Here is a 24,299-nt window from a genome sequence, read left to right on the forward strand (position 1 = left end):
TCGGGCATCGCCCCTGGTGGGACCGAAGGTGCGTGTGCAGGCCTCCGTGCCCGGATAACCTCGTCCCATGAGCACTCTCCCGCACCCCACATCCTCGGGCGCCCCCCAGCAGCCGGACGTCGACCCGTTCGAGCTCGCGGCGGCGGCCGCCGCCCACATCGCCGACGCCACGGGCGTCGCGTCCCACGACGTCGCGCTCGTCCTCGGTTCCGGGTGGGGGGGCGCCGCCGACCTCCTCGGCGAGACCGTCGCCGAGATCCGCAGCGACGAGGTCCCCGGGTTCTCCAAGCCCGCCGTGGCGGGTCACGTCGGGACGCTGCGCTCGGTCCGTATCGAGGGCACGGGCAAGCACGCGCTGGTGCTCGGGTCGCGGACCCACCTGTACGAGGGCAAGGGCGTGCGCGCCGTCGTGCACGGGATGCGCACGGCCGCCGCCGCGGGCGCACGGACCGCGATCCTCACCAACGGCTGCGGGGGCCTCGACGTCGACTGGCGGCCCGGGACCCCGGTCCTCATCTCGGACCACATCAACCTCACCGCGACGTCGCCCCTCGAGGGGGCGACCTTCGTCGACCTCACCGACCTCTACTCGGCACGTCTGCGGGCGGTGGCCCGCGAGGTCGACCCGAGCCTCGCGGAGGGCGTGTACGCCCAGTTCCCCGGCCCGCACTACGAGACCCCCGCCGAGGTCCGCATGGCGGGCCGTCTCGGGGCGGACCTCGTGGGCATGTCCACGACGCTCGAGGCGATCGCGGCACGGCACGCCGGCCTCGAGGTGCTCGGCATCTCATTGGTGACGAACCTCGCCGCGGGCATCAGCCCGGAGGCGCTCTCCCACGAGGAGGTCCTCGAGGCCGGCCAGGCCGCAGGGCCGCGGATCAGCGCCCTCCTCGCCGACATCGTGAGGAAGATCTGATGACGGACCCCCAGCTCGCGGAGCTCCAGCCGCAGATCGACGCCTGGCTCGCCGACGACCCGGACGAGGCGTGCCGGGACGACCTGCGGTCCCTCGTCGAGGACGCGCAGACGGACGACGACCCGCTGCACACCCGGGAGAAGGCGCTCGCCGAGCTCGCGGACAGGTTCTCGGGCACCCTGCAGTTCGGGACGGCAGGGCTGCGCGGCGCGATGGCCGCAGGACCCAACCGCATGAACCGGGCCGTGGTGATCCGTGCGGCCGCAGGCCTCGCGTCCTACCTCGTCGACGCGGTCCCGGCCGACGGGCGGCCACCCCGCGTGGTCGTCGGGTACGACGCACGGCACAACTCGCACACCTTCGCGCTCGACACGGCGGCCGTCCTCACCGGTGCCGGCATCGAGGCGCTCGTCCTCGACCACGCGCTGCCCACCCCGGTCCTCGCCTTCGCCGTCCGCCACCTCGACGCCGACGCCGGCGTCATGGTCACGGCGAGCCACAACCCCCCGGCCGACAACGGGTACAAGGTGTACCTCGGCGGCCGGGTCGTCACGGACGCCGGTCAGGGCGCCCAGATCGTGCCGCCGTACGACGGGCGCATCGCCGAGAGGATCGCCGCGGTCCCGTCCGTCGCCTCGGTGTCCCGCCCGGAGAGCGGGTGGACGGTGCTCGGGCCGGACGTCCTGGCCTCCTACGTCGAGTCCGTCGGCGAGCTCGCCGTGGCCGACGCCCCACGCGACCTCAAGGTCGTCGTGACCCCCCTGCACGGGGTAGGCGGGGCGGTCGTCGAGCACGTGCTCCGCGCGGCGGGCTACGACGACCTCTTCCTGGTCCCCGAGCAGGCGCAGCCCGACCCGGACTTCCCGACCGTCGCGTTCCCCAACCCCGAGGAGCCGGGCGCGATCGACCTGTCGCTCGCGTACGCGCAGACCCTCGGGGCCGACCTCGTCATCGCCAACGACCCCGACGCCGACAGGTGCGCGGTGGCCGTCCTCGATCGGCGGGGCGCGATGGGCGTCCCACCCACGGTGGATCGCGACACCGCCGTCGCCGACGGGTGGCGGATGCTCCACGGGGACGAGGTCGGGGCGCTCCTCGGCGAGCTCGTCGCCGCCGGGGCAGCAGCCACCGGTGCGGGAGGACGTCTCGCGAGCTCCATCGTCTCCTCGCGGCTCCTCGGCAGGATCGCCGAGGCCCACGGCCTCGAGCACAGCGCGACGCTCACGGGCTTCAAGTGGATCTCGCGCGCCGAGGGGCTCGTCTTCGGGTACGAGGAGGCGCTCGGCTACTGCGTGGACCCGAGGTCGGTGCGTGACAAGGACGGCATCAGCGCCGCGCTCCTGCTCGTGCAGCTCGCCGACCGTCTCAAGGCGAAGGGCTTCACGCTCGTCGACGCGCTCGACGACCTCGCCCGCGCCCACGGCCTGCACCTCACGGACCAGCTCTCCGTCCGGTTCTCGGACCTCTCCCGGATCCCGGAGACCATGGCGACGCTCCGTGGTGCACCGCCTGCGTCGCTCGCCGGGTCAGCCGTCGTGGAGACCGTCGACCTCTCCGCGGGCGTCGACGGGCTGCCCCCGACCGACGGTGTGCGGCTCCTCGCCGAGGACGGCACGCGCGTCGTGGTCCGTCCGTCCGGGACCGAGCCGAAGGTGAAGTGCTACCTCGAGGTCGTGGTGCCCGTCGCCACGGACGCCTCGGCGGACGACCTCACCACCGCCCGCCGGACCGCACGGGAACGTCTCGATGCGGTGCGGGCGGACATGACGGCGGCGCTCGGGCTCTGACCCGGTACGTCCCGAGGTGTCGCGGGGTGGGACCGGTCCACGGTCCCACCCCGCTCACGTGCTACCTGCCCCAGGGGCGCCCCGGCTCCCCCGGGCGCCACGGGTGACCCGGCTTGCCGGGCTTGCACGGCGGCGCCGAGGACCGGTGCACCAGCGGGACCGTCGACCAGTCCATGTCGGACGCGAGGTAGAACCCCGGGTACGACGGCTGGTTGTACGTGGTCTGCTGGCGTGCCACCTCGACGCGGTACTGGGCGTCGTGCATGAGGGTGTACATCTTCCGGTCGGTGAGCTCCGTGGACAGGTGGATCCGGACGGCGGACGAGTCGACGGTCCGCACGAGGACCTCCTCGCGCCAGTCGCCGAAGACGTCGGCGACGAGCGACGGGGTGCCCTTGGTGCCGTTGTTCGTCAAGGTCCCGTCGAGCGTGCGCAGCGTGCCGCGCTGCCAGTCGTCGATGGTGGGCGTCGCGCTCCCCGACCCGTTGATGACCTGGGTCGTCCCGTCGGCCGCCCAGCGCACGGTCATGTTGGTCCCCGGCGTCCCGCCCGGCAGCCGCGTGCCGTCGGCGGCACGCAGACCGAGCGGGTCGGACCCGTCCGGGTTGCCGGCCCACGTCTCGATGCCCCGGACGTCCGGACGGACGTCACCGATCATCCCGCGACCCGTGTCCCGGCCGGAGTACTCCCCCACGAGCACCTCACCGGTGGCGGCGTCGCGCAGCGCCATGCCGTAGGGCGCCCACGTCCCGCCCTCGTGCACGGTGAAGATCTCCAGGCCCGGCCGTGCGGGGTCGATGTCCGTGACGTGCATCGCGTCACCGTGGCCGAGGCGGGCCGACGTCCCCGGCGCAGCGCTGCCCGCAGGCATGTCCGCGAACGAGCTGTAGAGGAGCGACCCGTCGTCGTCGATGGTGGCCGACCCGTAGACGATCTCCTGGCGCCCGTCCCCGTCGACGTCGGCGGCGCTCAGCGAGTGGAAGCCCTGCGTCGTGAGGGTCCCGAACTCGGGGTCGGTGCCGTCCACCCCGTGCGGCGAGTCCGCGAAGGGGTTCGACATGGGCGCCCAGCCGCTGTCGACGTCCCACACCTTCGACAGGCGCTCGCCGTCCCAGGTGTAGGACACGAGCGCGGCACGGGTGTAGTAGCCACGAGCGAAGACGGCGCTGGGCCGCTTCCCGTCGAGGTAGGCGACGCCGGCGAGGAACCGGTCCACCCGGTTCCCCGGTTCGATGCGGGACATCGCGTAGTCGCCCCACATGAGCCCGTCGTCGTGGCGCCCCGGCTCGTACCTGACGGTCTCGAGCTCGGCACCGGTGGCCCCGTCGAGCACCGTGAGGTACTCGGGACCCGACAGCACGAATCCCTCGAACGCGCGCAGCGCGTTCCGGGCGCTGCGCCCCGGGGCGTAGACGTCGATGAAGTGGTCCGCCAGCGCCTGTGCGGACTCCCGGGACAGCGGGTACCCGTGCGCGACCTCCAGCCCGAGCGCCTCCTCGATCGTCGCCGGCCAGTGCCCGGCGACCACCTCGGGGTGTTCGTGCCAGCCGAGGAACATGTCCACGAGGTGCTCGTAGTAGTCGTCGGCGCTCATGCGGTAGTCGTCGTCGACGGAGTACCCGGCGGCGACGTCCTCGGGCAGCAGCGTGACCGGGGTGTCCGAGACGACCTCGCCCGACCTGCCGAAGGTCAGCGTGCGGGTGCCGGGTGCCGTCTTGAGCATCATCTCCGACCGGCCGTCACCGTCGAAGTCGTAGACGAGGAACTGCGTGTAGTGGGCACCGGCGCGGATGTTGGGGCCGAGATCCACGCGGTGCAGGAGGGTGCCGTCCGACTCGTAGGTGTCGATGTACACCGGGCCGGTGTACCCGACCTGCGACACGTCCTTGGAGTTCGACGGATCCCACTTCACCACGAGCTCGTAGGCACCGTCACCGTCCACGTCACCGACGCTCATGTCGTTCGCGGAGTACGTGTAGCTCTCGCCCGCCGGCGTGACACCGTCCGCCGGTCGGGTGAGCGGTACGTCCCGGTAGGCGCCCGCCCAGGGCGTGGCCGGGTCGCTGAGGGCGGACCGGTAGGCAGCCCGGCTCTTCGAGCGCCCCTTCGCGGGGGCGACCTGGTAGCTCGCCCCCGACCTGCCCGAGGAGTCGAGGAAGTTGGTGCTGTCCTTGACGGTGGCCAGGTAGCGCCCGTCCCGGAAGACGACGAAGCTCGTGCCGGTGAGCCCGGACCTCCCCGCGCCGGTGGCCTCGGGGCCGAGCAGCCTCCAGGAGAGGAACACGCCGTCGTCGGTGCTCGCCGCGACGAGTCCGCGGTCGAGCGCCTCGAGCCGTGGCCCGGGCGCGGGCCGACCCTTCGCGTGCGCCGACGTGCTGTGGACCGCGTCGGGCGCGGCGGTGGAGACGGTCGCTCCTGCGAGGAGCAGGGCGCCGCTTGCGGCGACGGCCGCGATCGATCGTGCCGTCATTCGTCGTCTGGTCTGATGACTCACCATTGAATCCTTTCACCCCGACGGCGCCGCGCGTCCGTGCCCGGCTCCGCCACCCCCCGAGGCCGACCGTCCGTCGTCCTTGACGAGACGCAGCGCACTGGAAGCGCTTTCCCCGAGCCGTTCGAGTATCGGCACGACCGTCGTCCGGTGTCAACGGTGCGGAACGGAGATCAGCCCGTGGGTCCCTGCTCGTCGGCCTCCACAGCCGCCTTCCACCCGGCCTTCTCGCTGCGCCAGGCCTCCTCCGTCCGCCCACGTCGCCAGTACCCGGACGCCGACAGCATGTCGACGGGGACACCGCGCTCGAGCCGGACGAAGCGCCGGAGCTCGCGGACGCACCCCGCGTCCCCGTGGAGGAAGACCTCGGGCACGCCACCGGGGAAGGACCACCCGCGGACGACGTCGGCGAGGGACTCCCCCGCGCCCCGGTGCACCCAGGTCACGACGTCGCCGTCGACCGCGGACGCCTGCGTACCCAGGGTCTGCTCGTCCGCAGGACCGTCGACCTCGACGAACGCCTTGACCCGCGCCCCGGCGGGCAGCACATCGAGAACGGCGGCGATCGCCGGGAGTGCGCTCTCGTCACCCACGAGCAGGTGCCAGTCCGCGACGGGGGACGGATCGAAAGCGCCCCCCGGACCGAGGAACGTCACCGTCTCGCCGGGCCGCGCCGACACGGCCCAGGGCCCGGCCAGACCCTCCTCGCCGTGCACCACGAAGTCGATCGCGAGCTCACCGGTGAGCGGGTCCCAGGAACGGATGGTGTACGTCCGCAGACGCGGACGTCCTCCCTCGACCTCGGGAGGGAACCGGAGCTTCACGTACCGGTCCGCGAACGGACCCGCGTCGAAGCCCACGAGCCCCTCCCCACCGAGGACCACCCGGACCATGTGCGGGGTGAGACGCTCCGTGCGGAGCACCGTCGCGGACGTCACCGGTCGCTCGGGCCTCGCGGGACGCTCGACGTGGGTCTCCTGCGTCACTCAGTAGGCCCCGTCGGTGACGTCGACGGACCCGGGACCGGACTCCTCGCCGAGGTGGTCGAGTCCGGCGAGGACCGCCGCCGTCCCCGAGAGCCCCAGCCGGGTGGCCCCGGCGTCGATCATCGCGAGGGCGTCCTGAGCCGTCCGCACACCACCGCTGGCCTTCACACCCAGCCGGTCGCCCACGGCGCGTGCCATGAGCCGCACGGCGTGCACCGTCGCGCCGCCCGCGGGGTGGAACCCGGTCGACGTCTTGACGAAGTCGGCGCCCGCTGACTCGGCGGCGCGGCACGCCAGCTCGATCTCCTCGTCCGTGAGCGCCGCCGACTCGATGATGACCTTGAGGACCACCGGCGACGGCGTCGCACGCCGGACCGCCGCGATGTCCGCCTCGACGTACTCCCAGTCGCCGCTCTTCACCGCGCCGATGTTGATGACCATGTCGACCTCGTGCGCTCCGTCGGCGACGGAGTGCGCCGCCTCGGCGGCCTTGACCTGGCTCTGGTGCTGCCCCGAGGGGAACCCGCACACGGTCGCGATCTTCAGGGTGCTGCCGGCGGGCAGCGCGAGCGGCAGCATCGACGGCGACACGCAGATGGAGTACGTCCCGAGCGATGCGGCCTCCTCCGCCAGCGCCGCGACGTCCGCGGGGGTCGACTCGGGCTTGAGCAGCGTGTGGTCGACGTGCTGTGCGAGGTCGCTCGCGCTCATGGTCTTGTGCGTCATCGTTCTCTCCGTGGCTGATGGGGTGGGGCGGGTCACTGGACGCCGTGCTCGGCGAAGCCCGCGATGATCTGCTCGCCGAGCGCGTGGCGCTCGTCGTGGTGGATGAAAGCGCTCCATGCCGCCGCGAGGGTGGCGTCGCGCAGGTCGGAGAGGGTCCAGCCCGCCTCCTCGACGAGGAGGGTCATCTCCCGCGTCATGGACGTCCCGGACATGAGCCGGTTGTCGGTGTTCACCGTCACCGCGAAGTCGAGGTCGCGCAGGCGCGAGATGGGGTGGTCGGCGACGGACGTCGCGGCTCCGGTCTGGACGTTCGACGACGGGCAGAGCTCGAGCGGGACCTGGTTGTCGCGGAGCCAGTGGGCGACGAGGCCCAGCTGCGGTGAGTCGCTCCCGAGCCCCGTGATGTCCTCGACGATGCGGACACCGTGGCCGATGCGGGACGCGTGGCCGAGGTGGACGGCCTCCGCGATCGAGTCGACACCAGCGGCCTCCCCCGCGTGGATGGTGACGGGGAACGACGCGTCGTTGAGCGTCCGCCACGCGGACGGGAAACGGGACGGCGGGAAGCCGTCCTCGGCTCCGGCGATGTCGAAGCCCACGACCCCTGCGTCACGGTTCGCGAGCGCCAGCGCGGCGATCTCGTCCCACCGGTCGGCGTGCCGCATTGCCGTGACGAGCTGCCCGGCGCGGATGGTCCGGCCCTCCTCGGCGGCGAGCGCCACGCCCTCCTCGAGGCCGATGCGCACGGCGTCGACGGCGTCCTGGAGGCTCAGGCCCTGAGTGAGGTGCTGCTCCGGCGCCCAGCGCTGCTCGGCGTAGACCACGCCGTCGCGGGCGAGGTCGATCACGGCCTCGCGCGCGACACGGGTCAGGCCCGCGGCCGTCTGCATGACGGCGATCGTGTGGTCGAACGTCTCGAGGTAACGCACGAGGGACCCCGAGTCGGCGGACTCGACGAACCAGGCCCGCAACGCCTCGGGGTCGGTCGTGGGGAGCGTGTGGCCGGCCTCCGCCGCGAGCTCGACGACGGTCTCGGGGCGCAGGCCCCCGTCGAGATGGTCGTGGAGCACGACCTTGGGCAGGGCGGAGATCGACAGGTCAGACGTCATGGTCCAACGGTACCGCTGCGCCGAGCCGTCCCGCTCCCCCGGTCACACGGGTTCGTCGTCCTCCGGGACCTCCCACGCCTGCTCGGCGACGTCGGCCTCGTCGGCCGCCCCCGACCGGTCGGGACGCGGCGTCCCGGGGTCGTAGTCCTCGGCGTCACGCGGCCCGGGGACGTCCGTGCCGCGCAACGCCTCCTCGGTGAGGTTCACCGACCCGTCCGGGGACGGGTGCGTGAGGCCCGCGTCGCGCATCGCGTCGTGACCTGGTGTCGTGCTCATGGTCGACCTCCCTGGGGCTCGTGGAACGACCATGGTCACCCGGCTCGGATGGGCCCGCCACCGCTCACCCGACCCCGGTGAGCGCACCGGGGGTGGAGGAGAGCGCTCGGACGGCCCCGACGACGGCGGTCGCGGCCCCGAGGACACCGAGCGCGACGACCACCCCGACGACGCGCCGCAGCACCGGCCAAGGGCTCCCCACGGTGCCCCGACGGAGCGTGGCGGCCGGGCTGCGCAGGACCATGCGGACGGTCACGTAGACACCCAGGGCGGCCGCCCCGACCGTCGCCGCGGGGACGCCCGCGCGGGCCGCCGTCATCGCGAGGAGCAGGGCGCCGAGGACGACGCCGAGCAGCGTGCGCTGCCATGCGAGCGCGGTCCGCTCGGGCTGTGCACCGTCGGGCACGATGACCGGCACGCGGCTCAGAGGATGGTGGAGACGGCGTAGCCGGCGATGAGGATCCCCATCACCACGACTCCGACGACGAGCACGGGCAGCGCCGAGGGAGCGGGGAGCGGCAGGCCGGTCCGGAGCGCGACCTCGTTGCGGGACCATGCGCGCAACGAGTAGAGGGCGAGGCCCGCTCCGGCGAGGCACGCGACGGCGGCCACGACGTCGAGCATGACAGGCAGCTCGGCGAAGGTCGCGAACGACGTGAGGGCGACGCCGCCGGCGACGAGCCCGAGGCCGGTACGGACCCAGGCGAGCGCGGTCCGCTCGTTGGCGAGCGAGAACCTGGCGTCGGGCTCGGAGCCCACCCCGTAGACGGAGCTGGGTCGGCGGCGGGGCTCGGGTCGGGCGTCGTCGTCGGCTGGCACGGGACCAGCCTAGGGCAGCGCCCGATCCTCGCCCCTCCGGTCAGTCGATGCGCGTGATGACGAGGTCCCGGGGCGCGGCAGGTGCGGCGTCCTCGATGGTCACGGCGGACCGCGCGGACTCGAGGGCCCTGGCGAACCGCTCCGGGGTGTCCGTGTGGAGCGTGAGGAGCGGCTGGCCTGCGACCACGCGCTCGCCCGGCTTCACGTGGATCTCCACGCCGGCGCCGGCCTGGACCGGGTCCTCCTTGCGGGCGCGACCCGCACCGAGACGCCAGGCGGCGATCCCGACGTCGAGCGCATCGAGGCCCGTGAGGATCCCGTCGCGCTCGGCGACGACGTGCTCCTGCTCCACGGCGACCGGGAGGACGGCGTCGACGTCGCCACCCTGGGCGGTGATCATGGCGCGCCACACGTCCATGGCGCGGCCGTCGGAGAGCGCCGACCGGACCTCGTCCTCGGCGGTCGGGCGGCCTGCACCGGCGAGCATCTCGACCGCGAGCGCCACGGTGAGGTCCACGACGTCCTGGGGGCCTCCGCCGGAGAGCACCTCGACGGACTCGCGAACCTCGAGGGCGTTGCCGGCGGTGAGCCCCAGGGGCGTGGACATGTTGGTGATCAGGGCGACGGTCCGCACCCCGGCGTCCGTCCCGAGGTCCACCATGGTGCGGGCGAGCTCGCGAGCGGCAACCTCGTCCTTCATGAACGCACCGGAACCGACCTTGACGTCGAGGACGAGCGCCCCGGTGCCCTCGGCGATCTTCTTGCTCATGATGGACGACGCGATGAGCGGGATGGCCTCGACGGTGCCCGTGACGTCACGCAGGGCGTAGAGCTTGCGGTCCGCGGGTGCCAGGCCGGACCCGGCCTGGCAGATGACGGCACCGACGTTCTCGAGCTGGGCCATCATCTCGTCGTTCGTGAGCGCGGCACGCCACCCGGGGATGGACTCGAGCTTGTCGAGGGTGCCCCCGGTGTGACCGAGGCCACGGCCGGAGAGCTGCGGCACCGCGACGCCGAAGACGGCGACCAGGGGCGCGAGGGGCAGGGTGATCTTGTCGCCGACGCCCCCGGTCGAGTGCTTGTCCGACGTGGGACGCGAGAGGGACGAGAAGTCCATCCGCTCGCCGGACGCGATCATCGCGGCCGTCCAGCGGGCGATCTCGCCGCGGTCCATGCCGTTGAGGAGGATCGCCATGTTCAGGGCGGCCATCTGCTCCTCGGCGACGGCGCCACGCGTGTAGGCGTCGATCACCCAGTCGATCTGCTCCGGCGAGAGCGTCCCGCCGTCCCGCTTGACGCGGATGACGTCGACGGCGTCGAACGCCTCGGTGGTCCGGTCCTGGCCTGCTGTGCTCGTGCTCATCTGGTCACGCCCTCTCGACGAGGTCGCTCGGCCCGAACGCGTCGGGGAGCACCTCGTCCATCGTCTTGATCCCGCTGACCGTCTCCACCTGGAGCCCGGGTCCTCCGTGCTCCCAGAGGAGCTGCCTGCACCGTCCGCAGGGCATGAGCGTGCTGCCGTGCCTGTCCACGCACGTGAACGCGACGAGGCGACCGCCGCCCGACGCGACGAGGGACGACACGAGGCCGCACTCCGCGCAGAGCACCACCCCGTAGGCGGCGTTCTCGACGTTGCACCCGACGACGACGCGCCCGTCGTCGACGAGCGCCGCCGCCCCCACCGGGAACGACGAGTACGGCGCGTAGGCCTTGGTCATGATCTCCCGGGCGGCCGCGCGGAGCGCCTCCCAGTCGATCGGGCTGCCGGTGGTGTCGTGGGTGTCCTGGGAGGTGCTCACTTGGTGTACGGGATCCCTTCAGCTGCGGGCGCGCGGACGCGACCGACGAGACCGGCGACGGCGAAGATGGTCGCCAGGTAGGGCAACATCGAGAGGAACTGCGCCGGGATCGGCGAGCCCACGATGGACAGTGTGCCGCGGAGCGCCTCGGCGAGGCCGAAGAGCAGCGCCGCCAGCAGCGCGCCGCGCGGGCTCCACCGGCCGAGGATCATGGCTGCGAGGGCGATGAATCCTCGTCCCGCGGTCATCTCCTTGCCGAACGCCAGCCCGAGGGCGATCGTGAACGACGCTCCGCCGAGGCCCGCGATCGCCCCACCGAGGATCGTGTTGCGCCAGCGGGTGCGGTTCACCTTGATGCCGACGGTGTCCGCAGCCTTGGGGTGCTCGCCCACGGCCCGCATGCGCAGACCCCACCGGCTGCGGAACAGCATGACCTGGAGGACGGCGATGGTGACGAACAGGATGTACACGAGGATCGTCTGCCGGAAGAGCATGGGCCCGACGATCGGGATCTGCGAGAGCAGCGGGATCTCGATGACCGGGAGCCGGGGCGGCGAGTTCAGCGTGCTCGAGTTCTCCTTGAGCACCGTGGAGAACAGGAAGCTCGTGAGTCCGGTCACCAGGACGTTGAGCACCACCCCGACGATGATCTGGTCGACACGGTAGGTGATCGCGAACCACGCGAGGACCGCCGCGACGGCCGCGCCGGCGAGCGGGGCGGCGAGAAGACCGGCGTACGGGTTCGAGACGAGCGTCGCGACCACCGCGGCGAGGAAGGCCCCGGCGAGGAGCTGCCCCTCGATCGCGATGTTGATGATCCCGGAACGTTCGCAGACGAGGCCGGCCATCGCCCCGAAGGCCAGCGGGACGGCGAAGACGAGGCCCTGGGTGAGCATGTTGGGGACCGCGATCGCGTTCCCCTTGTCCGCGCCGGACCAGACGAGGAACGCGAGGAGGAACGCGATGCCGACGATGACGGGGACCCAGACCCCGACCTTCACGCGTCGGACGGCGGCGTAGGTGGCGTAGCCGGCGAGCGCGGCGACGAGGACACCCAGGCCGATCGTCACCGGACCTGCCGGGACGGTGAGCGGAGCGAGCTGGAAGAAGTCCTTGGACGTGGCGAGGGAGAACGTCGTCTCGGACCCGGTGGGGGCACCGAGCGCGAAGACGAGGACGGTGAGGGCCGCGACCACCCAGTAGGCGACGGGCGCCTGCCAGGAGATCGGCGGCGCGACCTCGCCGGTGAGGGCCCCGCGGTCGTCGGTCGGTCCACCGGGGTTCTTCAGTGACTTGTCGGTGCTGACGCTCACGCCGCGACCTCCTTGGCGAGCCGGGACCCGGAACCCGGGGCAGGCAGACGGAACATCGACCGCACCAGGGGCGGTGCGGCGATGAGCAGGACGATGACGGCCTGGACGACGAGGACGATGTCGATGGGCGTGCCGCTCACGGTCTGCATGAGGGGCGAGCCGGCACGCAGCGCCCCGAAGAGGGTGGCCGCGAGGACCGTCCCGAGGGGCCTGGAGCGACCGAGGAGCGCGACGGTGATCGCGTCGAAGCCGATGGACCCGGCGACTCCCTCCTGCAGGACGCCCTCGGTCCCGAGGACCTGGGACACACCACCCAGACCTGCGAGGCCACCGGCGACGAGCATGACCCACACGTACACGGCCCTGACCGAGGTCCCGGCGGTCCGCGCGGCGTCCGCGTTCGCGCCGACGGCGCGGAACTTGAAGCCCCAGGTCGAACGCTCCATGAGCCACCACGTGCCGACGGCCGCAGCGAGCGCGAGGAGCCATCCGGCGTGGAGCCGGAAGCTGTCGCCCAGCAGCGGGACGAACATGGCCGATTCGTCGAGCATCGGCGAGATCGGGTTGTTGCTGCCCGGGCGCTTGAACGCCGTCGTCGAGAGCAGGTAGGACATGAGCAGCACGGCGATCGAGTTGAGCATGATCGTCACGATGACCTCGTTGGCCCCGAAGCGCGCCTTGAGCGCCCCGGCGATCCCCGCCCAGAGCGCACCTGCCATGAGACCACCGAGCACCGCGAGGGTCACGTGGAGGAGCGCCGGCAGCTGGAACGCGAAGCCGACGTACGCCGACACCACCGCACCGAGGACGACCTGGCCCTGTGCACCGATGTTGAAGAGCCCGGACCGGAAGCCGATACCGAGTCCGAGACCGGCGAAGATCAGCGGGACGGAGGCGGTGAGCGTCTCCGTGAGCGGACGGAACATCCGCTCGGTCGTCGAGGCCTGCGGGTCGAACACCGCGCCCCGGAACAGCGAGGAGTACGCGCTCCACACCGCTTCCCAGACTGCGGTGAGGAAGTCGGAGGGCCGGGCGAACACGTACGAGGCGGTGCGCTGGACCTCGGGGTTCGCCGCTGCGATGAGCACTGCCGCGAGAGCGAGGGCGGCCAGGACCGCCAGGGTGACCACGGCGCCGGTCGACTCAGCGATGTCGCGGAGCAGCGTGCGACCACGGTTCGGCTCCGCGGTACCGGACGGGTCCCGGGGCTCCGAGCCCTTGGTCGTCCCCGGTGCGGTGCTGGTTCCGGGCTGGCGGTCGGTCACGAGAGAACCTCCGGTGTGCCTGCGGGACGGCCGGCGTCCGCGGGGTGGGTCGGGTGCTTGGCCGCTTCGGTCTGCGCCGCGGCGAGAGGCAGGCCGGCCATCATCAGGCCGAGGACGTCGCGGGAGGTGCCTGCCGGGACCACGCCGATGATCTGGCCGCGGTACATGACGGCGATCCGGTCCGCGAGGTCGAGGACCTCGTCGAGCTCGGTCGAGACGATGATCACGGCGGTGCCGGCGTCGCGCTCGGCGACGATCCGCTTGTGGACGAACTCGATGGACCCGACGTCGAGCCCGCGGGTGGGCTGGGACGCGATGAAGAGCTCGAGCGGCCTGGACATCTCCCGGGCGAGGACCAGCTTCTGCTGGTTGCCCCCGGAGAGCTGGCTCCCGAGGTCCTGCGCCGAGCGGGCGCGGACGTCGAACTGCTCGATCTGGCGTTCGGCGTTCTCGGCGACGACCCGCCTGTCGATCATGGGCCCCTTGGCGAACGGGGCGCGGTCGTGGAGGTCGAGGATCAGGTTCTCCTCGATGGAGAACGAGGCGATGATCCCGTCCTTGCTGCGGTCCTCGGGGACGAACCCGACGCCGGCGTCGAGGACCTGTCGGATCGAACGCCCGACGAGCTCGGTCCCGCCGAGCCGGACCGAGCCGGTCGCGCGCGGCTGCATGCCCAGGATCGCCTCGGCGAGCTCCGTCTGGCCGTTCCCCTGGACCCCGGCGATCGCGAGGATCTCGCCGCCGGCGACGTCGAAGGACACGGAGTCGAGGGCCTTGGCACCGGCGGCGTTGGTCACCGCGAGGTCTCGGACCTGCAGGCGCACGTCCGAGGGCTTCGCCGGTGCCTTCTCGACGCCGAGGGAGACGCTGCGTCCGACCATGGCGGACGCGAGCTCCTTCTCGGACGACTGCGGGCTGGCGGTGCCGACGACCTTGCCGCGGCGGATCACGGTGATCCGGTCGGCGACGGCACGGACCTCGCGGAGCTTGTGGGTGATGAAGACGATCGAGGTGCCCGCTGCGCGGAGCTCCCTCATGATCTCGATGAGCTCGTCCGTCTCCTGCGGTGTGAGCACGGCGGTGGGCTCGTCGAGGATGAGGACCTGGGCGTCGCGGGAGAGCGCCTTGATGATCTCGACGCGCTGCTGTGCCCCGACCGGGAGGTCCTCGATCAGTGCGTCGGGGTCGATGTCGAACCCGAACCTCTCGGAGATCTCACGGACGCGAGCGCGTGCCACCTTGAGGTCGAGGATGCCGCCACCCTTGACCGGTTCGTGCCCGAGTGCGACGTTCTCGGCCACCGTGAAGACGGGCACGAGCATGAAGTGCTGGTGGACCATGCCGATGCCGGCGGCCATCGCGTCACCCGGGCCCGTGAACGTCCGGGGGACGTCGTCGACCAGGATCTCGCCGTCGTCGGGATCGTAGAACCCGTAGAGCACGTTCATGAGCGTGCTCTTGCCGGCTCCGTTCTCCCCGAGCAGGGCGTGGATCTCCCCCTCCTCGACGACGAGGTCGATGTGGTCGTTGGCGACCAGCGAACCGAAGATCTTGGTGATCCCCCGCAGCTCCAGCTTCATCCCGGTGTGCCCTTCAGGTCGGGTGGGGCGGACATGGTGCGCCGATCAGCACGGCCGGGCCGTCGGCGGAGACAGAGCAGGTGGCCCCGGGCGGAGCGCCCGGGGCCACCTGAGTGGGTCGGTCAGTCGACCGAGATCGAGCTCGGCGACTCGACGACGAGCTCGCCGTCGACGATCTGCTGCTTGAGCGTGTCGATCTCCTCGAGCAGGTCCTCGGGGACCGACTCGTCGCGCACCTCGGCGAGGCCGATGCCCTCGTTCGCGAGGGTGCCGACGTAGGCGTCGGAGTTGAACGCCGTACCGGTGGACGCGTAGAGGACGTCGAAGACGGCCTGCTCCATGCCCTTGAGCACGGAGGTGGGGATGATGTCCTGGTACTCGGGGTACATGTCGTACCCGTCGGCGTCGACCCAGATGACCTTCACGCCGTCGTTCTGCGACGCGGCGGAGAGGCTGCCCTCACCGACCGGCCCGGCGACCGGGAGGATGACGTCCGCACCGGCGGCGATGAAGTTGTTGGTGCTGATGACGCCCTGACCCTTGTCGTCGAACGTGTCGGTGAACTCGCCGTCCTGGGTTTCCTTGTTCCAGCCGAGCGCCTTGACGTCGGTGCCGTGGTCCTCGTTGTACTTGGCGACGCCGTCGACGAAGCCGTCCATGAAGATCGTGACGGACGGGATCGGGAACCCGCCGTAGGTGGCCACGGTGCCCGTCTCGGTGATCCCGGCAGCGAGGTACCCGGCGAGGTAGGCGGCCTCGTGGGTGTTGAAGAGGATCGGCTTGACGTTCTCCCGCGCGGGGTCGACGGTCGAGTCGATGAGGGCGAACTTCTGGTCGGGGTTGCCCTCGGCCGCCGCCGCGGTGGCGTCCGCGAGGTTGAAGCCGACCGTGATGATGAGGTCGCAGTCGTTCTGCATCATCGAGTCGAGGTTGCCGTTGTACTGGCCTGCGTCCGTGGACTCCGCCTCGGCCTTCTTGATGCCGAGCTCCTCCACCGCGCGCTCGAGGCCGGCGTAGCTCGACTCGTTGAACGAACCGTCGTCGAAGCCGCCGGCATCCGACACCATGCAGCCGGTGAAGTCGGCGGCAGCCGTGGTGGACGTGGCGGAACCGGTGGCTTCCTCCGGGGCGTCGCCACATGCGGCCAGGGCCAGGGCGGCGGCGGCGCTCAACGCCGCGATCTGAGCAACTCTCTTCACTGCAACTCCAGGTGAACTTGTCTGATGGAGCCACCCCGGGGAAGACCCGAACAGACGAGCGGCTCTGCTTCGCGTGTTCCCTTGGGTCCGGGGTGACCCTTGTCCACCGAACCTTACGGCCGTCGCGGCGGACATCGCGTTACCGAGGGGTAACCAACGCTCTTCGTTACCAAAGCGCAAACTCCGTCTGACGGGCGGACCCGGGCGTCCCAGCCCTCGGACTTTCGGGGGTCCGCCTCACCCTCGGGCGGTCATCGCCCCGTCGCGGCCGTGCGCGACAACAGCATCACACCCGCGTGGATGGCGCGCTCGTCGACCCGGAGGTCGCCCTGGTGGATGTCATAGGTGTGGCCGCCGGGGGTCCGGGTCCCGAGCCGAGCCATCGCCCCCGGCACCTTCGTCAGGTACCACGCGAAGTCCTCACCCCCGAGGGACTGCTCGGTGAGGACCACCGAGCCCTCCCCCAGGACGTCGCGGGCAGCCGCCTCGAGCACCCCCGTGCACATCGCGTCGTTCTCCACGGGCGGCACGCCACGCTGGTGGTGCACCTCGACCTCCACCCCGTAGGGCTCGAGGACCTGCGTCACGGCGTCGTGCAGGACCTGCGCGGCGTGCTCCCACGCTCGCACGTCGAGGCACCGCAGCGTGCCCCGGACCGTGCCGGTCGTCGGGATCGCGTTGTGCGCCTCCCCCGCACGCACGGCGCCCCAGGTGAGGTTCACCCCGGACCGGGGATCGAGGCGCCTGCCGAGGACCGCGGGGACCTGCGTGATGACCTGGCCGAGCGCGTACACCACGTCGCCCGTGAGGTGCGGGCGAGAGGTGTGGCCGCCAGCCGACGTCACCGTGACCGTGACCTCGTCCGAGGCCGACGTGATGGGACCGATCCGCGTCCCGACCGTGCCGACGTCGACCTTCGGGTCGCAGTGCAGCGCGTAGATCTCCCCGACACCGTCGAGCGCACCCTGGTCGAGGACGTCGAGCGCACCGCCGGGCTGGACCTCCTCGGCCGGCTGGAACAACAGCCGGACCGGACGTGTGAGCTCCCCCGCGGCATGGAGCTCGCCCAGGACGAGCCCGACCCCGAGCACGATCGCGGTGTGGACGTCGTGCCCGCAGGCGTGGGCGACCCCGCGGACGGTCGACGCGAAGTCGAGACCCGACGTCTCCGCGAGCGGCAGCGCGTCGATGTCGGCTCGCACGGCAATGCGCCGCTGCCCCGTGAACGCGGCGCTGGGACCGATGTCGCACACGAGCCCCGACCCGGTCAGCAGCCTCGGCTCGAGACCCGCCCTGCGCAACCGGTCCGCGACGACGGCCGTCGTCCTGGTCTCCGTCCGGGCGATCTCGGGGTGCGCGTGGATGTCCCTGCGGATCTCGACGAGCTCCTCGCGGAAGCTCTCGGCGAGGGCGGCGATTCGGTCGGCGGTTGCGAAGTGGCTCACCGTCCGAGGCTATCGCGGACGGGCCCGCCCCCTCAGAGGAGCTCGTCCCGGCCGCGGTCCCGCAGCTCCGTGACCATGTCCTTCACCTGCTGCGCCCGGGCGCGCGTGGTCACCAGGAGCGCGTCGGGCGTGTCCACGACGACCACGTCGTCGAGCCCGAGGATGGTCACCACCCGCCCAGCCGCCGGCACGACGACGGACCCTGCGCTCTGCACCCGGACGACGTCGCCCGCGTCGCCGAGGACCTTGGACCCCGACTGGTCGTCCGCGGGCAGGAGCGCGGCGAGGGAGTTGAAGTCGCCGACGTCGTCCCAGCCGAAGTTCCCGGGCACCATGACGACGCCGCCCGCGTCGGCGACGGGTTCCGCGACCGCGTGGTCGATGGCCACCTTCTCTAGGCCGGGCCAGACCCGCGCCACGACGGCGTCGCGGTCCGGGGTGTCCCAGGCCCGGGCGATCTCCCGCAGGCCGTCGTGCAGGGCCGGGCGCTGCCTGGCGAGGTGCCCGAGGACGACCGAGGTCCGGGTGATGAACATCCCGGCGTTCCAGCGGTACTCCCCCGTGGCGAGGTACCGCTGCGCGGTCGTCGCGTCCGGCTTCTCCGTGAAGCCCAGGACGTGGCGTGCGCTCGGCGCCCCGTCGAGACCGAGCGTCTCGCCGCCGTGGATGTAGCCGAAGGCGGTCGACGGGCGCGACGCGGCGATGCCGATGGTCACGACGTGTCCCTCGCGCGCGGCGGCCACCCCCTCGCGCACGGCCTGCTCGAACGACGGGCGCCCGGTGATGACCTGGTCCGCGGCGAAGGACCCGAGCACGACGTCACCGTGACGCGCCTCGAGGACCGCGGCGGCGAGACCGATCGCCGCCATGGAGTCCCGCGGCGACGGCTCGGTGAGCAGGTTGGCCGCGTCGAGGCCGGGAAGCTGCTCGCTGATCGCCGCGGCGTGCGCGGCGCCGGTCACCACGACGATTCCCGCCGCGCCGGACAGGGGCTCGACCCGGTCGGCCGTCGCCTGGATGAGCGAGCGCCCGGAACCGGTGAGATCGTGGAGGAACTTCGGGGCACCGGCACGCGAGAGCGGCCACAGCCTCGTCCCCGCCCCACCGGCGGGGATCACGGCGTAGAAGTCGGGAACGGTCGTCTCGGAGGTCGGCATGCACCGAGCATAATCACCTGCGACGTGTGCATTACGTCACAAAACGAGGACGTTCTCCGTGCCCGGTGCCGCCCAGGTCTCGAGCATCACAGAACATTCACTACAGTGAAGAAGTCAGAAGGACCTGGCCGTCGACGCCCAGGAACACCACGGGAGCACCGGACTCGCCAGTTCCGCCCCCCTGAACCCGCCACAGGAGGCGCCCAGTGCCCAGTGCACCTGCTGGCACGTTGTACCGCGGCCGCGAAGGCATGTGGTCCTGGGTCGCGCATCGCGTGACCGGCGTGCTGATCTTCTTCTTCCTGCTCGTCCACGTGCTCGACACGGCTCTCGTCCGCGTCTCACCCGAGGCGTACAACGCGGTGATCGCCACCTACCAGACGCCCGTCATGGGCCTCGGCGAGGCAGGGCTCGTCGCAGCGATCGTCTTCCACGCCTTCAACGGTATCCGCATCATCCTGGTCGACTTCTGGGCCAAGGGTCCCAGGTACCAGCGCGTGATGCTGTGGGTCGTCCTCGGCCTCTTCGTCGTCACCATGGCCGGGTTCCTGCCCCGTCACCTCATGCACGTCTTCGGGGGGAACTGATGACCACCTCGCCCGCCATCGCGAACCCGCGCGACACGTACAAGCGCCAGAAGTCCACGCGCTCGAACTTCGAGCTCTACGGCTGGGTCTTCATGCGCGCGTCCGGCGTGATCCTGCTCGTCCTCATCTTCGGCCACCTGTTCGTCAACCTCATGGTCGGCGAAGGGGTCAACGCCATCGACTTCGCCTTCGTCGGCGGCAAGTGGACGTCCCCGTTCTGGCAGACCTGGGACCTGGTCATGCTCTGGCTCGCGATGATCCACGGCACCAACGGCGTGCGGACCATCATCAACGACTACGCCGAGCGCGACCTCACGCGGCTGTGGCTCAAGATCGCCCTCTACACGGCGTTCGTCGTCGTCACCGTCCTCGGCACGCTCGTGATCTTCACGTTCTCGCCGTGCCCCGTCGACGCCCCCGCGGAGCTCCTCCCGAGCGTCTGCACGGCCTGACCCACCCTCCCCCACTCTTCTCGCCTCAGGAGGCATCGACCCCGATGCAAACCCATCAGTACGACGTCGTCATCGTCGGCGCTGGCGGCGCGGGCATGCGCGCAGCCCTCGAGTCCTCGGGATCCGTGCGCACCGCGGTGATCTCCAAGCTCTACCCGACCCGGTCGCACACCGGCGCCGCCCAGGGCGGCATGTGCGCCGCCCTGGCGAACGTCGAGGAGGACAACTGGGAGTGGCACACGTTCGACACCGTCAAGGGCGGTGACTACCTCGTGGACCAGGACGCCGCGGAGATCATGGCCAAGGAGGCCATCGACGCCGTCCTCGACCTCGAGCGGATGGGCCTGCCCTTCAACCGCACCCCCGAGGGCCGCATCGACCAGCGCCGCTTCGGCGGGCACACGCGCAACCACGGCGAGGCCGCGGTCCGCCGCTCCTGCTACGCCGCCGACCGCACGGGTCACATGATCCTCCAGACGCTCTACCAGCAGTGCGTCAAGCAGGACGTCGAGTTCTTCAACGAGTTCTACGTCCTCGACCTCCTCGTCGACCACGACCTCTCCGAGGGCCACGTGGCCGACGGCGAGGAGGTCAACGCCACCGGTGTGGTCGCCTACGACCTCGCGACCGGTGAGATCCACGTCTTCCAGGCCAAGGCGATCATCTTCGCCACCGGCGGCGCCGGGAAGATCTTCAAGACGACGTCCAACGCCCACACCCTCACCGGTGACGGCATGGCCCTCGCACTGCGACGTGGCTTCCCGCTCGAGGACATGGAGTTCTTCCAGTTCCACCCGACCGGTCTCGCCGGGCTCGGCATCCTCCTCTCGGAGGCCGCCCGCGGCGAGGGCGGGATCCTCCGCAACGGCGACGGCGAGCGCTTCATGGAGCGGTACGCACCGACCATCAAGGACCTCGCCCCCCGCGACATCGTGGCGCGGTCGATGGCGAACGAGGTCCGTGAAGGGCGCGGGGCAGGCCCGAACAAGGACTACATCCTCCTCGACCTCACGCACCTCGAGCCCGCCCACATCGACGCGAAGCTCCCGGACATCACCGAGTTCGCCCGCACGTACCTGGGCATCGAGCCCTACACGGAGCCCGTGCCCGTGTACCCCACCGCCCACTACGCGATGGGCGGGATCCCCACCAACGTCGACGCCGAGGTGCTGCGCAACAACACCGACGTCGTCAAGGGTCTCTACGCTGCCGGCGAGGTCGCCTGCGTCTCGGTCCACGGCTCGAACCGGCTGGGCACGAACTCCCTCCTCGACATCAACGTGTTCGGCAAGAGGGCAGGCCGGGCAGCGGCCGCGTACGCGAGGACCGCGCAGTTCACGGACATCCCCGACGGTGCGGCCGACCCGGTCGTCGCACAGCTCGACGAGATGCGCGAGCGTCCCGACGGGGAGCGGGTGGCCGAGATCCGCACCGCGCTCCAGGAGACCATGGACCGCAACGCCCAGGTGTTCCGCACCGACGAGTCGCTCCGCGAGGCCATGGCGGACATCCGCGAGCTCCAGAAGCGCTACAAGAACGTGAGCGTCCAGGACAAGGGACGCATGTTCAACACGGACCTCCTCGAGGCCCTCGAGCTCGGGTTCCTGCTCGACATCGCGGAGGTCGTGGTCATCGGCGCGCTCAACAGGAAGGAGTCCCGCGGCGGTCACTTCCGCGAGGACTTCCCCGAGCGCGACGACACGAGCTGGATGCTCCACACCATGGCGTACCGACGCCCGCTCGGGACGACGACGGTGGAGAGCGCCGACGGGACGGAAGGGATGTTCTCCGAGGAGAGCACCTTCGACAACTACAAGGTCGTGCTCGGCGGGAAGTCCGTCGTCCAGACCAGGTACGAGCCGATGGAGCGTAAGTACTGATGACTGCCACGATCGAGGACGCCCCCACGACGTCCGTCCCCGAGATCCCCTCCTTCGAGGTGACTCTCCGGGTCCGCCGGTACCTGCCCGAGTCCTCGCACGGCGACGAGGCCTACTGGGAGGAGTTCACGGTCACCGCGCACGGCACGGACCGCGTGCTCGACGCCCTGCACAAGATCAAGTGGGAGCACGACGGCTCCCTGACGTTCCGTCGGTCGTGCGCCCACGGTGTCTGCGGGTCGGACGCCGTCCGCATCAACGGCCGGAACCGGCTCGCGTGCAAGACGCTCCTCAAGGACGTCAACCCGGACAAGCCCATCCTCGTCGAGCCCATCAAGGGCCTGCCGGTCATCAAGGACCTGGTCGTCGACATGGAGCCGTTCTTCGCGTCCTACCGCGAGATCATGCCGTTCCTCGTCACCACCGGGAACGAGCCGAGCAAGGAGCGCCTGCAGTCGTCGGAGCAGCGCGAGCGGTTCGACGACACCACCAAGTGCATCCTGTGCGCCGCGTGCACCTCCTCGTGCCCGGTGTTCTGGACCGACGGGCAGTACTTCGGTCCCGCGGCGATCGTCAACGCGCACCGGTTCATCTTCGACTCCCGTGACGAGGGCGCGGAGCAGCGCCTGGAGATCCTCAACGACAAGGAGGGCGTGTGGCGCTGCCGCACGACCTTCAACTGCTCGGAGGCGTGCCCCCGAGGCATCGAGGTCACCAAGGCCATCCAGGAGGTCAAGCGCGCGATGATCACCCGCGCGTTCTGAGCCCCACCGCCATCCGGTACGACGACGGGCGGCGCCCTCCACGAGGAGGACGCCGCCCGTCGTCGTAGGACGCTCGGTCCGCTCAGCCCTCGGTGGCCGCCTGGACGTGGGCCTCGAGCAGGTCCGGGACGGCCTCGGGCTCAGGAGCACCACCGAGGACGAAGCTCCGGACGGGGCGCCACACGTTGTCGTCACCGTGCTCGAACAACGAGAGCGCGGGCACGTCGAACCTCGCCTCGTAGCCGGACATGTCCTCGAACGCCCGGTCCAGAGCCTCATCGTCCACCTCGTGCGCGACGGTCACGTGGGGGTGGTAGTTGAACCGCAGCTCCTGCGCCAGGACGCCGGAGCGGATGCGCCGCTCGAGCGACTCGCACTCCGCGATCCCCTGGGCGACCTGGACGAAGACGACGGGCGACACGGGACGGAACGACCCGCTGCTGCGCAGCAGCACCTCGAAGGGGGCCGCCGACCGTGCGACCCGCTCGAGATGCAGGTGCACGTCCTCGAGGTGGGACGGCTCGACGACCGTCGGACCGAGGAGCGTGATGTGCGGTGGGATGAGGTCCGCCAGCGGGTCGCCGAACCGGCGACGCGCCGCCTGCAGGTCGCTCCCGAACGGCTCGGGCACCTCGACGGCGATCCCGATCCTCCGCTGGTCCCCCACCCGCTCGGGCAGCCTCATGCCCGACTCCCTGCCGGCGGGAGGAGCCCGACGCGCTCGTACACCCGGCTCAGGGTCCCGGCCGCGATGCTCCGGGCCTTCTCCGCGCCCCGCGCGAGGATCCGGTCGAGCTCGGCCGGGTCGGAGAGGTAGACGTCGGCCCGCGCCTGGAATGCCGTGAACGTCTCGACGACGAGGTCGGCGAGGTCGACCTTGAGGTGCCCGTACTGCTTCCCCGCGTACTCCTCCTCGAGCGCCGCGATCGTACGGCCGGAGAGCGTGGAGAAGATCGTCAGGAGGTTGGACACGCCGGGCTTGGTCGCGGGGTCGAAGCGGATCTCCGACCCGTCGTCCGTGACGGCCGACCGGATCCGCTTGGCCATGACCTTCGGGTCGTCGAGGAGCCAGATGGTGCCCTTGCCCGTGGTGGACTTGCTCATCTTGGCGGTGGGCTCCTGGAGGTCGTAGACCTTCGCGAGCGCCTTGACGATGTGCGCCTCCGGGACGATCGCGGTCCCGTCGCCGAACCTCGTGTTCAGGCGCTCGGCGACGTCGCGGGTGATCTCCAGGTGCTGGCGCTGGTCCTCGCCGACCGGCACCAGGGCCGCGTCGTAGAGGAGGATGTCCGCGGCCATGAGCACCGGGTACGTGAACAGGCCGACGGTGGTCGAGTCCGCGCCCTGCTTCGCAGACTTGTCCTTGAACTGGGTCATGCGGCTCATCTCGCCGAACCCGGTCTGGCAGGACAGGATCCACGCGAGCTGGGCGTGCTCCGGCACGTGCGACTGGACGAAGAGGGTCGACCGCTCCGGGTCGACACCGCCGGCGAGGTACTGGGCGAGGGTGGTCCGTGTCCTCTCCCGGAGCCTCTCTGGCTCCGGGTTGACGGTGAGCGCGTGGAGGTCCGCCATCATGTACAGCGTGTCGTAGCTGTCCTGGAGCGCCACCCACTGGGTCAGCGCACCGATGTAGTTCCCCAGTGTCAACGAGTCGTTGGTGGGTTGCATGCCCGAGAGGATCCGTGGGCGCTCGTCGTCGGTGGCCATGGCGCACATTCTCGCAGGAAGTCGGGCTGTTGCCGAAT

Annotated in this window: 23 protein-coding genes; 6 read left to right on the plus strand and 17 right to left on the minus strand. The window is 71.1% G+C overall.

What is annotated here, in order from left to right:
- Positions 1-67: 67 nt before the first annotated feature.
- Together JAV76_RS09040 and JAV76_RS09045 are read left to right on the plus strand one after the other, a co-directional pair.
- Positions 68-916 (plus strand): purine-nucleoside phosphorylase, encoded by an 849-nt coding sequence (locus JAV76_RS09040; protein WP_198733707.1) that lies wholly within the window; start codon positions 68-70, stop codon positions 914-916.
- A complete protein-coding gene (locus tag JAV76_RS09045; RefSeq protein WP_198733708.1) occupies positions 916-2,703 on the plus strand; it encodes a phospho-sugar mutase in 1,788 nt (595 codons plus the stop codon). The genes JAV76_RS09040 and JAV76_RS09045 overlap by 1 nt, the downstream gene beginning before the upstream one ends.
- A gap of 61 nt (positions 2,704-2,764) precedes the next feature.
- Here the strand turns inward: JAV76_RS09045 and JAV76_RS09050 are convergent, their stop codons facing one another.
- From JAV76_RS09050 to JAV76_RS09120, 15 genes are all read right to left on the minus strand, one after another.
- Positions 2,765-5,173 (minus strand): rhamnogalacturonan lyase, encoded by a 2,409-nt coding sequence (locus JAV76_RS09050; RefSeq protein ID WP_198733709.1) that lies wholly within the window; start codon positions 5,171-5,173, stop codon positions 2,765-2,767.
- 194 nt (positions 5,174-5,367) lie between these two features.
- Positions 5,368-6,180, minus strand: coding sequence for a siderophore-interacting protein (locus JAV76_RS09055; RefSeq protein ID WP_198733710.1), 813 nt, complete (start codon positions 6,178-6,180; stop codon positions 5,368-5,370).
- Positions 6,181-6,906, minus strand: a complete 726-nt coding sequence (deoC, locus tag JAV76_RS09060; RefSeq protein ID WP_198733711.1) for a deoxyribose-phosphate aldolase — start codon at positions 6,904-6,906, stop codon at positions 6,181-6,183. It lies immediately after the preceding gene.
- 32 nt (positions 6,907-6,938) lie between these two features.
- Entirely contained in the window at positions 6,939-8,015 is a 1,077-nt protein-coding gene (locus JAV76_RS09065; RefSeq protein ID WP_198733712.1) for an adenosine deaminase, read from the minus strand.
- Positions 8,016-8,057: 42 nt separating this feature from the next.
- Entirely contained in the window at positions 8,058-8,291 is a 234-nt protein-coding gene (locus JAV76_RS09070) for a hypothetical protein (protein WP_198733713.1), read from the minus strand.
- A gap of 64 nt (positions 8,292-8,355) precedes the next feature.
- Positions 8,356-8,709 (minus strand): DUF202 domain-containing protein, encoded by a 354-nt coding sequence (locus tag JAV76_RS09075; protein ID WP_198733714.1) that lies wholly within the window; start codon positions 8,707-8,709, stop codon positions 8,356-8,358.
- Between the two features lie 5 nt (positions 8,710-8,714).
- The gene (locus JAV76_RS09080; protein ID WP_307844118.1) at positions 8,715-9,110 is read right to left on the minus strand and encodes a YidH family protein; all 396 of its coding nucleotides are present in this window, start codon (positions 9,108-9,110) and stop codon (positions 8,715-8,717) included.
- Positions 9,111-9,150: 40 nt separating this feature from the next.
- A complete protein-coding gene (locus JAV76_RS09085; RefSeq protein ID WP_198733715.1) occupies positions 9,151-10,473 on the minus strand; it encodes a thymidine phosphorylase in 1,323 nt (440 codons plus the stop codon).
- A 4-nt stretch (positions 10,474-10,477) separates the two neighbouring features.
- Positions 10,478-10,909 (minus strand): cytidine deaminase, encoded by a 432-nt coding sequence (locus JAV76_RS09090; protein WP_198733716.1) that lies wholly within the window; start codon positions 10,907-10,909, stop codon positions 10,478-10,480.
- Positions 10,906-12,198, minus strand: a complete 1,293-nt coding sequence (locus JAV76_RS09095) for an ABC transporter permease (protein ID WP_198733804.1) — start codon at positions 12,196-12,198, stop codon at positions 10,906-10,908. Before JAV76_RS09095 ends, JAV76_RS09090 begins: the two co-directional genes overlap by 4 nt.
- A gap of 20 nt (positions 12,199-12,218) precedes the next feature.
- Positions 12,219-13,487 (minus strand): ABC transporter permease, encoded by a 1,269-nt coding sequence (locus tag JAV76_RS09100; RefSeq protein ID WP_198733717.1) that lies wholly within the window; start codon positions 13,485-13,487, stop codon positions 12,219-12,221.
- Positions 13,484-15,067, minus strand: a complete 1,584-nt coding sequence (locus tag JAV76_RS09105; RefSeq protein WP_198733718.1) for an ABC transporter ATP-binding protein — start codon at positions 15,065-15,067, stop codon at positions 13,484-13,486. The genes JAV76_RS09100 and JAV76_RS09105 overlap by 4 nt, the downstream gene beginning before the upstream one ends.
- A 122-nt stretch (positions 15,068-15,189) precedes the next feature.
- The gene (locus JAV76_RS09110; protein WP_198733719.1) at positions 15,190-16,266 is read right to left on the minus strand and encodes a BMP family lipoprotein; all 1,077 of its coding nucleotides are present in this window, start codon (positions 16,264-16,266) and stop codon (positions 15,190-15,192) included.
- 251 nt (positions 16,267-16,517) lie between these two features.
- A complete protein-coding gene (locus tag JAV76_RS09115; RefSeq protein WP_198733720.1) occupies positions 16,518-17,711 on the minus strand; it encodes an amidohydrolase in 1,194 nt (397 codons plus the stop codon).
- Between the two features lie 32 nt (positions 17,712-17,743).
- Entirely contained in the window at positions 17,744-18,868 is a 1,125-nt protein-coding gene (locus JAV76_RS09120; protein ID WP_198733721.1) for a mannose-1-phosphate guanylyltransferase, read from the minus strand.
- 206 nt (positions 18,869-19,074) lie between these two features.
- Between JAV76_RS09120 and sdhC the strand changes: the two genes are divergently transcribed.
- Genes sdhC through JAV76_RS09140 form a run of 4 tightly spaced genes read left to right on the plus strand, consistent with a single transcriptional unit; the run spans position 19,075 to position 22,551 of the window.
- Positions 19,075-19,455: a succinate dehydrogenase, cytochrome b556 subunit gene (gene sdhC, locus JAV76_RS09125; protein ID WP_198733722.1), complete on the plus strand. Its 381-nt coding sequence runs from the start codon at positions 19,075-19,077 to the stop codon at positions 19,453-19,455.
- The gene (locus tag JAV76_RS09130) at positions 19,455-19,907 is read left to right on the plus strand and encodes a succinate dehydrogenase hydrophobic membrane anchor subunit (RefSeq protein ID WP_198733723.1); all 453 of its coding nucleotides are present in this window, start codon (positions 19,455-19,457) and stop codon (positions 19,905-19,907) included. Before sdhC ends, JAV76_RS09130 begins: the two co-directional genes overlap by 1 nt.
- Before the next feature lie 44 nt (positions 19,908-19,951).
- Complete coding sequence (gene sdhA / locus JAV76_RS09135) at positions 19,952-21,787, plus strand: succinate dehydrogenase flavoprotein subunit (protein WP_198733724.1); 1,836 nt, start codon at positions 19,952-19,954, stop codon at positions 21,785-21,787.
- The gene (locus JAV76_RS09140) at positions 21,787-22,551 is read left to right on the plus strand and encodes a succinate dehydrogenase iron-sulfur subunit (protein ID WP_198733725.1); all 765 of its coding nucleotides are present in this window, start codon (positions 21,787-21,789) and stop codon (positions 22,549-22,551) included. The genes sdhA and JAV76_RS09140 overlap by 1 nt, the downstream gene beginning before the upstream one ends.
- A gap of 82 nt (positions 22,552-22,633) precedes the next feature.
- Here JAV76_RS09140 and JAV76_RS09145 read toward each other — a convergent pair whose 3' ends face one another.
- Together JAV76_RS09145 and trpS are read right to left on the minus strand one after the other, a co-directional pair.
- Positions 22,634-23,236: a 2'-5' RNA ligase family protein gene (locus JAV76_RS09145; RefSeq protein WP_198733726.1), complete on the minus strand. Its 603-nt coding sequence runs from the start codon at positions 23,234-23,236 to the stop codon at positions 22,634-22,636.
- Positions 23,233-24,261, minus strand: coding sequence for a tryptophan--tRNA ligase (trpS, locus tag JAV76_RS09150; RefSeq protein ID WP_198733727.1), 1,029 nt, complete (start codon positions 24,259-24,261; stop codon positions 23,233-23,235). The genes JAV76_RS09145 and trpS overlap by 4 nt, the downstream gene beginning before the upstream one ends.
- Positions 24,262-24,299: the final 38 nt, after the last annotated feature.

This window comes from Sanguibacter suaedae, from assembly GCF_016342785.1.
Lineage (GTDB): Bacteria > Actinomycetota > Actinomycetes > Actinomycetales > Cellulomonadaceae > Sanguibacter > Sanguibacter suaedae.